Here is a 12,659-nt window from a genome sequence, read left to right on the forward strand (position 1 = left end):
ATAAATACTGATGAGGCTTTTAAAGGGTGGATTGCAGATAAAAAGCAGTATGAACTGGTCTTAAATCGCTGGCGGATAACCTCAACCTTGATGGATAAGGAAAACTCAAACAGATGGCTTTCTCTAAGGAATGAGAGGAGATTCTTATGAAAGGGCTACCCAATGAATAAGGCTCTTTATTTTTTTATAGTCAAACAGATTAATCATTTCTTTAAGTACTCCCAGGTCATTTGACCAGGTTATTTACCAGGGATCTTTGAAGAAAATTCGGGAAAAGGCGGCTGGGAAGAAAAAAGATGAGGTTATCAAGTTTGATAAGGCGAAATAAGGGGTGGACCCAGGGGTCCAGGGTGGACACCAAATGGACACCGAAAATTGTCCCTTTCAAAATTTTAACTAGCTGATTTTAGAAAGGAATAAATGGAGGCGGCACCCGGATTCGAACCGGGGAATAAAGGCTTTGCAGGCCTCTGCCTTACCACTTGGCTATGCCGCCTTGAAAAAAATCAAACCCCAGAAATAAAAATGGAGCGGGAAACGAGATTCGAACTCGCGACTTCAACCTTGGCAAGGTTGCACTCTACCACTGAGTTATTCCCGCTCATCGAAATTGTGATCCCACTAATAAGGGGTTTTGATTTTCTTGTCAATAAAAAATTGCATTGTTTTCCGTGACGGGATGTTTCAGGTTTTGCTCCCGCCGGAGCCCTCATATATATACTTCCAGAAGCGCATGAAATAGTCAGCACCGGACCAGACCGTAATCACAAGGGCGATCCAGAACAAAACAATGCCAACTGCCTGAAAATCAAGCCCGAAGTAGACATAATGGATCAGCAGGGGAATCACCGCGGCGATCTGGAAACCGGTCTTGTATTTGCCCAGCATGGAAGCGGATACGTCCTGGCCGTGCTCGGCAATCACATTTCGAAGGCCGGTGATGGCAAGTTCCCTCCCGAGGATGATACACACGGCCCAGGCCGGCACCCGGCCCAGTGCCACGAGCATGATAAATGCAGAGGAAATCAGAAGCTTGTCTGCCAGGGGATCAAGCACTTTGCCCATACTCGAAACCAGGCCGTATCTGCGGGCCACATACCCGTCAAAATAATCCGTAATGGCGGCTGCCGAAAACACCAGGGCGCCCAGAATGCCGCAGATGCGATTTTCAAAGAGCATCAGCAGAATCAACAGTGGCACAGCGGCCACCCGAAACAGTGTCAGGCTGTTGGGGTGGCCCAGAATGCGGACGGAAAAAAAACGGGGCTTTTCGGTCATGATCGTCCCTTTGGCTGCGGGCAGCCGGAGCGCAAAACGCAGGCCGGCTGCCCCGGTTTGGACTCTTACTTTTTAGCCTTTTCCCAGTCGTTGAGAAACGCCTCAATGCCCTTGTCGGTCAGCGGATGGGCGGCGAGCTTCTTGAGCACGGAAAACGGAATGGTTGAAATATCGGCTCCGATCAATGCGGATTCCAGCACATGCAGGGGATTTCGGATGCTGGCCACGATCACCTCGGTCTGATACCCGTAATTTTCATAAATGCTCACAATCTGCTCAACCAGGTCCATGCCCTCCTGGGACAGATCGTCTAACCGGCCCACAAACGGGCTCACATAGCTGGCCCCGGCTTTTGCGGCCATCAAAGCCTGAAGCGGGGAAAATACCAGAGTCACGTTGGTGCGGATACCCTCTCCGGCCAGGGTGCGTACAGCCTTCATGCCTTCAATGGTCATGGGAATTTTCACAACAATGTTTTTGTGAATCTTTGCCAGGTCCCTTGCCTCGGCAACCATGCCCTCTGCATCCAGACTCACGGCCTCGGCGCTGATGGGGCCGTCAACGATTTCGCAGATTTCATTGATAATCTGCTTAAAATCCCGGCCTTCTTTGGCAATGAGGCTGGGATTGGTGGTCACACCGTCAACCATTCCCATTTCATTGGCTTCGCGGATTTCGTCAACATTGGCCGTATCAATAAAAAACTTCATCAAGGACTCCTTCGTTCAAGGTTCAGAATTCAAGTTGTCGGATTCAGGGTTAATCGCTCGCAGCCCTGGGCAGCAATACCGGGATCGGCAAGCAGTTCCCGGACCGACCGGCCCAGTTCCGGGTGTATCAGCTCCGGGGCAATGTCGGCAAGGGGGCGCAACACAAAGGCCCTTTGATGCATCCGCGGATGCGGCACCACCAGATCCGGGCCATGGATGATTTCATTTTCGAAAAAAATCAGGTCCAGGTCCAGCACCCTGGGGCCGAACCGGATTGTGCTGCGGTCCCGCCCTGCCCTGTTTTCCGTTTCTTTTAACCGCGCCAGCAATTGCGCTGGTTCCAGCCCGGTTTCCACGCCAAACACCGCGTTGACAAACCACGGCTGATCGTCATAGCCCATGGGCGCGGTTTCATAATAAGGGGAATGGACAAAAATCCGCATATCCCGGTTTTCCACAAGCATTTTTGCGCCCTGGCGGCAGGCGGCCACCCGGTCGCCGAGATTGGCGCCCACCGCGATATAGGCGATATACTTTTTTTCATCCGGCGCCTGGCTCATGAGCCGCTGTCTGACTCAGGATCAAAGGTCTTTGTCTCAGACGGCCTGGACTTTGCCCCTTTTTCCCCGAGACTGATCACCCGGTAGCGCTGGACCATATCCGGCCGCAGGGCATCGGTAAATCGCCACACATCAATTCTGCTCCGGCCCTCCTGGAAATCCACCTGCGCTGCCTGCTCAAAGCGCACCGGGCATCCCTGGCAGTCCAGTTCTTTGGGGGTCAGGGCACGTTCCACGATAAATCCGGCCGGCCGGGCATAATCGGCCTGCCAGCCTTCAGGCAGGTGCCATGTTAACAAAAGCCCGCCGTCCTGCTGCACAAGCGCCAGATCGACGGCCGGAGCCGGGGACAGGGTTTTGGGCGGCGTTGGCGGCCCCTTTTTGCCGCAGGAAGCGGCAAAAAGCATCAGAATTGCCGCCACCAAAGCAGCTGTTTTCCATACTATAAAAATCGTCCGCTGATGGCCTGGTGTCATTTTTATGCTCCAGGAATTTCAGATGCCGAATTGACCAGATGTTTTCGGGCCCGGGCAATGGCGGCCGATACGTTGGCCCCGGCCGTGCCGCCGTAGACCTTTCTTCTGTCGATCATCCGGGCAACGGACATGGCCTCATACACATCTTCTTCAATGCCCGGATCAAATTGCTGCAGCTCCTGCAGACTCAACTCGTGAAGTTCTTTGCCGCAATCCAGGGCATAGGCCACGGCCCTTCCCACGCAGGCATGGGCCTGGCGAAAGGCCATGCCCTTTGCCACCATATAGTCGGCCAGATCGGTTGCGTTTTGAAACCCGCTGTTGGCCGCTTTTTCGGTGACCTCCGGGTTGACCCGGATATTGGGAATCATCCGGGAATAGATATCCAGACAGGCTTTTAAGGTGTCAACAATTTCCATCAGGGGCACCTTGTCTTCCTGCATGTCCCGGTTATAGGCAAGGGGCAAAGATTTCATCAACGTCAGCAAATTGACCAGGTTGCCCGTGACCCGGCCCGTGCGTCCCCGGACAAGCTCCGGGATATCCGGGTTTTTTTTCTGGGGCATGATGCTGCTGCCGGTACAGAATGCATCCGGAAGCTCCACAAACCGGAATTCCGCCGAAGACCACAGCACCAACTCCTCGGACAGGCGGGACAAATGGGTCATGCAGATGCTGGCTGCAGCCGCAAACTCCAGCATGAAATCCCGGTCGGATACCGCGTCCATGCTGTTTTCGGAAATCTTTGAAAACCCGAGTAAACCGGCTGTGTAAGCCCGGTCCAGGTCATAGGTGGTGCCGGCAAGTGCCGCGCTGCCAAGGGGCATGACATCCATCCGGTCCAGGGCGGCGGCAAACCGATCAAAATCCCGGCTCACCATTTCATAATAGGCCATCATGTGATGGGCAAACAATACCGGCTGGGCCCGCTGCAAATGAGTATATCCGGGCATGACCACATGGATGTTGGCTTCTGCCAGGTCCACCAGTGCAGTTCGAAAATCCTTGAGCTGGACCAGAACGCCCCGGGTTTCAGCCTTGAGATAGAGCCGCTCATCCACGGCGATCTGATCGTTTCGGCTCCGGCCGGTGTGCAGTTTCCGGGCAAGGTCGCCCACATGGGCGGAAAGCCGGTCTTCCACATGCATGTGAATGTCTTCAAGCCGGTCGTAAAACGCCATTTCACCCCTGGCGATTTCCTGACGGACCTTTTCCAGGCCCTCTTCCAGGTCCACGGCCTCCTGCCGGGTTAAAATTTTTGCCCGGGCCAGAGTTCTGCAGTGGGCGATGCTGCCGTCGATGTCATAGTTGTACAGACGCCGGTCCACGTCAATGGATGCGGTAAAGGACTCCACGGCCTTGTCAGTGGGCTCGGAAAACCGGCCGTCCCAGGGTTTGAGGCTCATGACGGAATCTATGCCCCCTGTTTTTCCATGAGTTTGCGAATCCGAAGCCGCAGAGAGTTTAACCGGATAAAACCCTCGGCGTCCTTTTGATGGTAAACCGTGTCGTCCTCAAACGTGGCAAAATCCTCGCTGTAAAGCGAATGCGCGGATTTGCGGCCCAGCACCCGGCAGTTCCCCTTATAAAGCTCCAGACGCACCAGGCCGGATACGTTTTTCTGGGTCTCATCAATCATGGTTTGCAGCAGTTCCCGCTCCGGGGCAAACCAGAACCCGTTATAGATCATCTCTGCATACTTGGGGATCAGGGAATCGCGCAAATGCATGACCTCCCGGTCCATGGTGATCGACTCCATGGCCATGTGGGCCGCGCGCAGGATGGTACCGCCCGGGGTTTCGTACACGCCCCTGGATTTCATGCCCACAAACCGGTTTTCCACTATATCGGCCCGGCCGATGCCATTTTGCCCGCCCCGGCGGTTTAACTCCGCAAGCAGCCGGGCCGGGGAAAGGTTTTGCCCATCAATGGCAACCGGGTCGCCGTTTTCAAAGGTAATATCCATGATTTCGGCTTTGTCCGGGGCGTCGTGCGGCGATACAGTTAGCACGAACATGTCTTCGGGCGGCGGGTTCCAGGGATCTTCCAGGATTCCGCCCTCATAGCTGATGTGCAGCAGGTTGCGATCCGTACTGTAGGGCTTTTCTTTTGTGGATGTCACGGCAATGCCGTGTTTTTCCGCAAACGCCATCAGTGCGGTGCGGGAATTGAGATCCCACTCCCGCCAGGGGGCCACCACCCGGATGGATGGATCAATGGCGTAATAGCTCAGCTCAAAGCGAACCTGATCGTTTCCCTTGCCGGTGGCACCGTGGCTGACGGCCTCGGCGTTTTGCTCATGTGCGATTTCCATCTGGCGCCTGGCGATCAGGGGACGGGCCAGGGAGGTGCCCAGCAGGTACTGGCCCTCGTAGATGGCGTTGGCCCGGAAGGCCGGAAACACGTAGTCGCGCACAAACTCTTCTTTCAGGTCATCAATGTAGACCACGGATGCCCCGGTTTTTCTGGCTTTTTCATCAATGGGATCGAGTTCCTCGCCCTGGCCGATATCTGCGGCAAAAGCGATGACCTCGCAATCATAGGTTTCAGCCAGCCATTTTAAAATCACGGATGTGTCCAGGCCGCCGGAATAGGCCAAAACGACCTTGTTGATCTTTTTTTCCAAAATATTTTCTCCTGTTGATTTCCTGACCTGTAAAACAGGCGGGTATCACCTACCGGTTAATCAGTGTTTCCAGGATCGCCTTGTGCATATGAAGCTTGTTTTCCGCCTGATCCCATACCACGGACTGAGGGCCTTCAAAGACCTCCTCCGTGATTTCCTCCCCCTTATGGGCCGGCAGGCAGTGCATGACAATGGCATCTTTTTTGGCCCGGTCCATGATCCCAGAATTGACCTGAAAGGGTTCAAACACGGACTGTCTTGCCTCGGCCTGGTCTTCCTGCCCCATGCTGGCCCACACGTCGGTGTTAATCACATCCGCACCGGATGCTGCCTCTGCCGGATCATGAACCACGCGGATAAATCGTTTGTCTCCGGCGCCGTGGATCACGGATGAATCAGGCATATAATTTTGCGGGCAGGCCAGCACCAGTTCGAACCCGAGCGCCGCCGCAGCATTGATCCAGGAATGGGCCATATTGTTGCCATCTCCGATCCAGGCGACTTTCAGCCCCTGAAACCGGCCCTTGTATTCCAGCACAGTGAGCAGATCACTTAACACCTGACATGGATGATACAGGTCGGTAAGGGCGTTGATGACCGGAATGGAGGCCACGCGCGCAAATTCGGTCTGAATGTCCTGTGAATAGGTGCGCAGCACCAGCGCATCCAGGTAACGTTCCAGAACCCTTGCCGTATCAGCCACAGGCTCATTTCTGGCCAATTGGGTGTCGGCCGAACTGATAAACAGCGATGTTCCTCCAAGCTGGGCGGCTGCGGCCTGAAAGGAAATCCGCGTCCGGGTGGAGGCTTTTTCAAAAATCAGGCCGACTGTTTTGCCAATCAGGGACCAGTCCTGAATCCCCTTTTTATGCCGTTTTTTGAGCTGCCTGGCACGGGACAGCAGCAGGTCCATATCTGCCGCATCCAGGTCCGCCAGCGTCAATAGGTCTTTTTTCAAATCTTTTTCCTCTAGCAGGTTTCAGTTGTACCGGTACCGGCAAAGATATCGTCCAGGCATACCACGAGCCGGTCCACCTCTTCTGCGGTAATCACCAGAGGCGGCACAAAACGCAGGACGTTTTCCTGGGTGCAGTTGATCAAAAGTCCCTTATCCATGCAGGCCTCTACTACAGGGGCGCCTTTTTGCGAAAGCTTCATGCCCAGCATCAGGCCTACCCCGCGGACCTCCTCGACAACCGGGTACCGGTCTTTTAGCCACTCCAGCCGGGACTTGAAGTAATCGCCGACTTTTTGGCAGTGCTCAAGGATGTTTTCGGCTTCAATGATGCGAAGCACCTCCAGGGCAGCCGCGGTGATCACGGGCGTGCCGCCAAAGGTGGATGCATGGGCGCCGGGCGTGAATGCGGCAGCGGCTTTTTCCGTGGCCAGCATGGCGCCGATGGGCAAACCGTTTCCCAAAGCCTTGGCAAGGGTCATGATATCGGGCTGCACGTCAAAATGCTCGTGGGCGAATAATTTTCCGGTTCGGCCGATGCCGGTCTGGATCTCATCGAAAATCAGCATGATCCCCTTTTCATCACAGAGCCGGCGCACGTCCTTGAGATACTGGCGGTCCGCGCACCGGATCCCGCCTTCGCCCTGGACCGGTTCCAGGAGAACAGCGCATGTTTTGTCCGTCACAGCGGCTGCGAGCTGCTCTATATCATTGAAGGCCACAAAATCAAATCCTTCCAATATCGGCTCAAAGCCCTCGCGCACCTTTTGCTGGCCCGTGGCCGAAAGTGCGGCAAATGTGCGGCCGTGAAAGGACTGGTCCATGGCCACAATTCGCCAGCGGTTGAAGTCACCCTGGTCGAAAAAAGTTTTGCGGGCAAGCTTGATGGCGGCCTCATTGGCCTCTGCCCCGGAATTGCAGAAAAACACCCGGTCAGCAAAACATCGTCCCACAAGCCATTCCGCCAGCTCCACCTGGGGGACAGTATAAAACAGGTTGGATACGTGAAACAGTTTGTCCGCCTGCCGGGAAAGGGCCCGGGAGATCTCCGGGTTGGCATGGCCAAGGTTGCACACGGCAATGCCGGCCACAAAATCGGTGTACTGCCGCCCCTCAATATCCCAGAGGGTGCACCCCCGGCCCCGTTCAAACACCAGAGGAAAGCGCTTGTAGGTACTGGCCACGACCTTGTCGGCCCGCTGGATATAGTCTTTGCTCATTTTTCCATCCCTGATTGTGCTGTAACCTGTGTGCCGATGCCCTGGTCTGTGAAAAGTTCCAGAAGCAGGGCATGGCGCTTGGTGCCGTTGATGATCTGTACTTTTTCCACATCGTTTTCCAGGGCGTCAAGCGCGTATTCGAGTTTCGGAATCATGCCGCCGGAAATGGTTCCCTCCTGGATCATCTTCGTCACTGTCGGCGCGTCCACAGAGGTCACCAGATTGCCACGGGCATCCATTAATCCGTCCACGTCCGTGAGATAAATCAGGCGCCCGGATTTCAGGGATCCGGCTACCCGGGAGGCAACCAGGTCTGCGTTGATATTAAAGGTCTCACCGGCCGCGCCGACGCCCACGGGTGCAATCACCGGGATAAATCCCTGAGCGCTTAAACTGCTGATCAGTTCGGAATTGACACTGGTAACCCGTCCCACAAGCCCGGGATCAAGGATTTCAGGGGGCTTGTTTTCGTCCGGCTGGTGCATGATCTGCAGTTTTTCCGCCTGAAGCAAACCGCCGTCCTTTCCGGTCAGGCCAACGGATTTGCCGCCCTGCCGGTTGATCTGAGCCACAATGGACTTGTTGACCTTGCCGCCGAGCACCATTTCCACCACATCCATGGTTTCCTGGTCGGTAAAGCGCATGCCCCGGACAAATCTCGGGCTGATGCCCATGCGCTCGAGCACCTTGTTGATCTGGGGGCCGCCGCCGTGGACCACCACCGGATGCAGGCCGATGAACTTCATCAGGGTAATGTCTCTGGCAAAGTCCTCCTTGAGCTGCTCGTCGACCATGGCATTGCCGCCGTACTTGACCACCAGGGTCATACCGGAAAAATACCGGATATACGGCAGCGCCTCTATAAGGATGTCTGCAACATTTGGGGTCATGGCTGTTTTTTCCGTTTTGGTGCCGGCAAAACGATGCCGCCAGTTACAGGATGTATCGGCTCAGGTCCTGGTCCTGGCGTACGTCTCTGAGTTTTTCATTCACAAAAGCCCGGTCAATGACGATATTTTTCTCGGCCGTGTCCGGGGCCTCAAACAACAGATCGGCCAGCAGGTGCTCCATAAGGGTATGCAGCCGCCGGGCCCCGATGTTTTCGGTTTCATTGTTGACCGTCTCGGCAAAACCGGCGATTTCATCCACAGCCTCGTCTGCAAAAGACAAATCAATGCCCTCTGTGCGCAAAAGCGCAATGTATTGCAAAAGCAGCGCGTTTTGCGGCTCCGTGAGAATCCGCACAAAATCACCTTTGCCAAGGGAGTCTAACTCCACCCGGATGGGAAATCGGCCCTGAAGCTCCGGGATCAAATCCGAGGGGCGGTTGGTATGAAACGCCCCTGAGGCCATAAACAGGATATGATCGGTTTGAACCGGCCCGCGCTTGGTGGTCACTGTGCTTCCCTCCACAATGGGCAGCAGATCGCGCTGAACGCCCTCCCGGGACACATCCGGGCCCTGCCCCCCGCCCTGCCCGGCTGTGATCTTGTCGATTTCATCGAGAAAAATGATGCCGGATTGTTCCACCTTTTCAATGGCGTCCTTGGTGACCTTGTCCATGTCCACCAGCTGCTGGGCCTCTTCCTGGGTGAGGATCTCGATGGCTTCGGCCACGGTGGTCCGACGTTTCCTCGATGACCCCCTGGGCATGAGCCCGCCGAGCATATCCTTGAAATTAATCCCCATTTCCTCCATGCCGGAGTTGGAGAAAATCTCCATCATGGGCGTGGACTTGTCCTGGGTTTCAATCTCCACGGGCCGGTGATCCAGCTTGCCATCCTTGAGCATCCTGCGCAATTTTTCCCGGGTGGCAGATGCGGAAGTGCCCTGCCGGGCAGTGCCGGATTCCGAATCCGTTCCCGCGGCATGGGGTTGCTGGCGCTGGACCGGGGTGCTTGCACCGGTTTCCGGCAAAAGCATGTCCAGCACCCGCTCTTCGGCCATTTCCTTTGCCTTGGGCTGCACGGCTTCCTGTTCGCGGATTTTTAACTGATTAATGGTCATTTCCAGCAAGTCCCGGACCATGGATTCCACATCCCGGCCCACATAGCCCACCTCGGTGAATTTTGAAGCCTCCACCTTGAAAAACGGCGAGTCCGTAAGCCGGGCCAGACGGCGGGCAATCTCTGTTTTGCCCACCCCTGTGGGGCCGATGAGAATGATGTTTTTCGGAGCGATTTCATCGCGCAGATCCGGCTCCACGTGACGCCTGCGCCAACGGTTTCGAAGGGCAATGGCAACCGATTTTTTGGCATTTTGCTGGCCAATGATGTATCTGTCGAGTTCGGAAACGATCTGCTGTGGCTTTAAGTCCGTCATAAGGCGGTTTTTTCCTGAATTTCTTCGATTACAAACACGTGATTCGTGTACACGCACAGGCCGGCGGCAATCTCCATTGCCTGGCGCACAATTTGCCCGGCGGTCAATTCCAGTGCCGGGGCATGCTGCATGAGTGCCGAGGCTGCGGCATGGGCGGCCACGCCCCCGGAGCCGATGGCGATCACGCCTTCATCCGGTTCGATCACATCTCCGTTTCCGGATATCAAAAGCATCTGGGCGGCGTCCACGGCGATCATCATGGCCTCCAGGCGCCGCAGATACTTATCGGTCCGCCAGTCCCGGGCCAGTTCCACGGCCGCCCGGGTCAGGTTGCCGTTGTAGCGCTCCAGCTTGCCCTCCAGTTTTTCGGACAAATGCAGGGCATCAGCCGTGGCCCCGGCAAACCCGGCAATGATCCGGTCATTGTAAATCCGGCGCACTTTTTTGGCCTGGTGCTTGATCACCGAATTGTTCAGGGTCACCTGGCCGTCTCCGGCCACGGCTGCACAGCCGTTATACCGCACCGCCAGTATGGTGGTGCCGTGAGGATTTTCAGACATAAAATTCAGCCTTGTTTTATTTTCTGGGATGGGCGCTGTCATATGCAGCCATCAGCCGGTCAATGCTTACATGCGTGTATTTCTGGGTCGTGGACAGCTGCCTGTGCCCCAAAAGCTCCTGAACCATGCGCAGATCCAGCCCTGCATCCAGCAGGTGGGTGGCAAACGTGTGGCGCAGATCATGCGGGGACACCGGCACGGTGAGCCCGGCGGCCCGGGCGGCCTGGTCCAGCATGCGCGCAACAGAGCGCTGGGTGAGCCGTCCGCCGTTTTTGTTTAAAAACAAGGGCCCCTTCCAGATATCTGTTGTTTTTGCGCTGTTGCCGTACAATGCCCGACGGTAGGCGCGGATGGCTTCGGCAGCCTTGTTCCCGATGGGCACAATCCGCTCCACGGAACCCTTTCCCAGCACTCTGACCGTGCGGTTGGCAAAATCCACGTTTTCCACGTCAAGCCCTGTCAGTTCCGAAACCCGGATGCCTGTGGAATAAAGTGTTTCCAGTATAGCGCGGTTTCGTTTGCCGGCCACGCTGTCATCGGCAATGGAATCAATGAGCCGGAAAACGTCATCCACGGTGAGATAACCGGGCACCGGCTTGTCCTGCTTTGGAGTGATGACCTGGGTTGCCGGATTTTGGGAGATCACGTGGTGCTTTTCCAGGTAATTGAAAAAAGAGCGAATGGCCGACAGCTTGCGGGCAATGGAGGTCTTTTTGATCTGCTGGCGGTGGAGCTGTCCCAGATAGCTACGGATCACAAGGGCACTGATCTCCTCGATACCCGCGGCCCCGGAGCTGTCTTTTTGTGCGCCCTGCCGTTTTTGTTTCCGTACCTGTTCAGTGGATTGCCAGGTCGTGAAATAAGCCAGAAAATCACTTAAATCCCGGGCGTAAGCCCTGCAGGTGTGATCTGAATAGCCTTTTTCCGCAGCCAGGTAATCCACGAAGGAATCCAGCAGTTGGGTGACGGCAATTTTGCTCATTCCATTGAAATCAAGGCTTCAAGTTCCCTCCAATTGCCCACTTCAGCAAAAGGATGAGACTTTCGGTTCCAGGGTTGTCTGAAAACAATGGGTGTAATGCCGGCTTTGGCCAGCATAAAACATGTTTCCAGCCGGTCTTCCACAAAATGCGTGATATTACGCTTTTCCAGAACTTCCTGCTTGTTCTCGAATGAACCCGTTGCCACCACCTCGATGCATTCCCGACCGGTTTGCAGAATCTCGCATATCCAACCGGTAATGTGGCCGGCTTCCGGACGTGCGGTGACAAACAAGGTTGGCGAACAAATGCGGTTTAACTGCCGGAGCACCTCAGGGGCGCCGTCAATGGGGTCCAGCGGATGGTTGTAGCGCCCTTCAAGGATCCGGAGAATAATTTCCCACATCACGCCGTGATCAATGATTGCGGCCTCCACCAGGGAATAGTCGGTGATCTCCTCGTATCGGATATGACGGATGCCGAACTCCTTGTCGGCAATGGCCAGAAACAAAGACATGGTATCTGCCACCACCCCGTCGATATCAAAGGCTATGCCTTTTGGATCAATTTTCATGCCGGTTTTCCGATTCAGGCAGCCCTCCGGGTTTTCTTCTTTAAGCGGCTGATGCGCTTGCGGAAAATATCGGCCATTTTCCGATCATCGTTTTCCAGAAACTCCTGGCGTTTTTTCTTCAGTTCCCGGATTTTTTCCTTGATCTGGCGCACGGACGCTTCCGACTGTTTTTTTCTGCCGGAATCCTCGATACCCCGGGCTTTTTTGATCACCGCGATCAATTCGGACTTGTTCATGCCCGAAGCACCCGTGACATCCGGCAATTCTTTGGCAATGTCGCGCAGTTCCGGGGCTGTGTGTTTCTCAAGGGGTTTTTCTTTTGCCTGTTTTTCCTTTTTCGCCATTTTCAATCCTCATTTCAATGGTTTACAGGTTGTTCAAAAATACAAAGCGGAGGT

14 protein-coding genes and 2 tRNA genes are annotated in these 12,659 nt (G+C 55.2%); all 16 read right to left on the bottom strand.

Translation table 11 applies throughout. The features are described 5' to 3' along the window. Window positions 1-421 precede the first annotated feature (421 nt). Window positions 422-496 (bottom strand) — tRNA-Cys (locus HNR65_RS05385). A 30-nt stretch (window positions 497-526) separates the two neighbouring features. Then, window positions 527-601, bottom strand: a tRNA-Gly gene (locus tag HNR65_RS05390). Window positions 602-684: 83 nt separating this feature from the next. After that, entirely contained in the window at window positions 685-1,278 is a 594-nt protein-coding gene (pgsA, locus tag HNR65_RS05395; protein ID WP_181550433.1) for a CDP-diacylglycerol--glycerol-3-phosphate 3-phosphatidyltransferase, read from the bottom strand. 65 nt (window positions 1,279-1,343) lie between these two features. Then, complete coding sequence (fsa, locus tag HNR65_RS05400; RefSeq protein WP_181550434.1) at window positions 1,344-1,988, bottom strand: fructose-6-phosphate aldolase; 645 nt, start codon at window positions 1,986-1,988, stop codon at window positions 1,344-1,346. Between the two features lie 29 nt (window positions 1,989-2,017). Beyond that, the gene (gene folK, locus HNR65_RS05405) at window positions 2,018-2,548 is read right to left on the bottom strand and encodes a 2-amino-4-hydroxy-6-hydroxymethyldihydropteridine diphosphokinase (protein WP_181550435.1); all 531 of its coding nucleotides are present in this window, start codon (window positions 2,546-2,548) and stop codon (window positions 2,018-2,020) included. Beyond that, window positions 2,545-3,024, bottom strand: coding sequence for a hypothetical protein (locus tag HNR65_RS05410; protein WP_181550436.1), 480 nt, complete (start codon window positions 3,022-3,024; stop codon window positions 2,545-2,547). The genes folK and HNR65_RS05410 overlap by 4 nt, the downstream gene beginning before the upstream one ends. 2 nt (window positions 3,025-3,026) lie before the next feature. Beyond that, window positions 3,027-4,430 (bottom strand): argininosuccinate lyase, encoded by a 1,404-nt coding sequence (gene argH, locus HNR65_RS05415; RefSeq protein ID WP_181550437.1) that lies wholly within the window; start codon window positions 4,428-4,430, stop codon window positions 3,027-3,029. A gap of 8 nt (window positions 4,431-4,438) precedes the next feature. After that, window positions 4,439-5,650: an argininosuccinate synthase gene (locus HNR65_RS05420; RefSeq protein WP_220128294.1), complete on the bottom strand. Its 1,212-nt coding sequence runs from the start codon at window positions 5,648-5,650 to the stop codon at window positions 4,439-4,441. A 49-nt stretch (window positions 5,651-5,699) separates the two neighbouring features. Beyond that, window positions 5,700-6,608 (bottom strand): ornithine carbamoyltransferase, encoded by a 909-nt coding sequence (gene argF / locus HNR65_RS05425; RefSeq protein ID WP_181550438.1) that lies wholly within the window; start codon window positions 6,606-6,608, stop codon window positions 5,700-5,702. Window positions 6,609-6,619: 11 nt separating this feature from the next. Continuing rightward, window positions 6,620-7,825 carry an acetylornithine transaminase gene (locus HNR65_RS05430; protein ID WP_181550439.1) on the bottom strand — a complete coding sequence of 402 codons (1,206 nt, stop codon included), beginning with the start codon at window positions 7,823-7,825 and terminating at the stop codon, window positions 6,620-6,622. Further along, window positions 7,822-8,715 carry an acetylglutamate kinase gene (gene argB / locus HNR65_RS05435; protein WP_181550440.1) on the bottom strand — a complete coding sequence of 298 codons (894 nt, stop codon included), beginning with the start codon at window positions 8,713-8,715 and terminating at the stop codon, window positions 7,822-7,824. Before argB ends, HNR65_RS05430 begins: the two co-directional genes overlap by 4 nt. A 43-nt stretch (window positions 8,716-8,758) precedes the next feature. Then, window positions 8,759-10,147 (bottom strand): ATP-dependent protease ATPase subunit HslU, encoded by a 1,389-nt coding sequence (gene hslU / locus HNR65_RS05440; RefSeq protein ID WP_181550441.1) that lies wholly within the window; start codon window positions 10,145-10,147, stop codon window positions 8,759-8,761. Continuing rightward, on the bottom strand, window positions 10,144-10,707 hold the full coding sequence (gene hslV / locus HNR65_RS05445) for an ATP-dependent protease subunit HslV (RefSeq protein ID WP_181550442.1): 564 nt from the start codon (window positions 10,705-10,707) through the stop codon (window positions 10,144-10,146). The genes hslU and hslV overlap by 4 nt, the downstream gene beginning before the upstream one ends. Before the next feature lie 16 nt (window positions 10,708-10,723). Further along, the gene (gene xerA, locus HNR65_RS05450) at window positions 10,724-11,689 is read right to left on the bottom strand and encodes a site-specific tyrosine recombinase/integron integrase (RefSeq protein ID WP_181550443.1); all 966 of its coding nucleotides are present in this window, start codon (window positions 11,687-11,689) and stop codon (window positions 10,724-10,726) included. Further along, a complete protein-coding gene (locus HNR65_RS05455) occupies window positions 11,686-12,261 on the bottom strand; it encodes a 5' nucleotidase, NT5C type (RefSeq protein WP_181550444.1) in 576 nt (191 codons plus the stop codon). The genes xerA and HNR65_RS05455 overlap by 4 nt, the downstream gene beginning before the upstream one ends. Window positions 12,262-12,275: 14 nt before the next feature. Next, window positions 12,276-12,605: a Rho termination factor N-terminal domain-containing protein gene (locus tag HNR65_RS05460; protein ID WP_181550445.1), complete on the bottom strand. Its 330-nt coding sequence runs from the start codon at window positions 12,603-12,605 to the stop codon at window positions 12,276-12,278. Between the last annotated feature and the right edge of the window lie 54 nt (window positions 12,606-12,659).

It is taken from the genome of Desulfosalsimonas propionicica, from assembly GCF_013761005.1.
In the GTDB taxonomy this organism is placed as follows: Bacteria; Desulfobacterota; Desulfobacteria; order Desulfobacterales; family Desulfosalsimonadaceae; genus Desulfosalsimonas; species Desulfosalsimonas propionicica.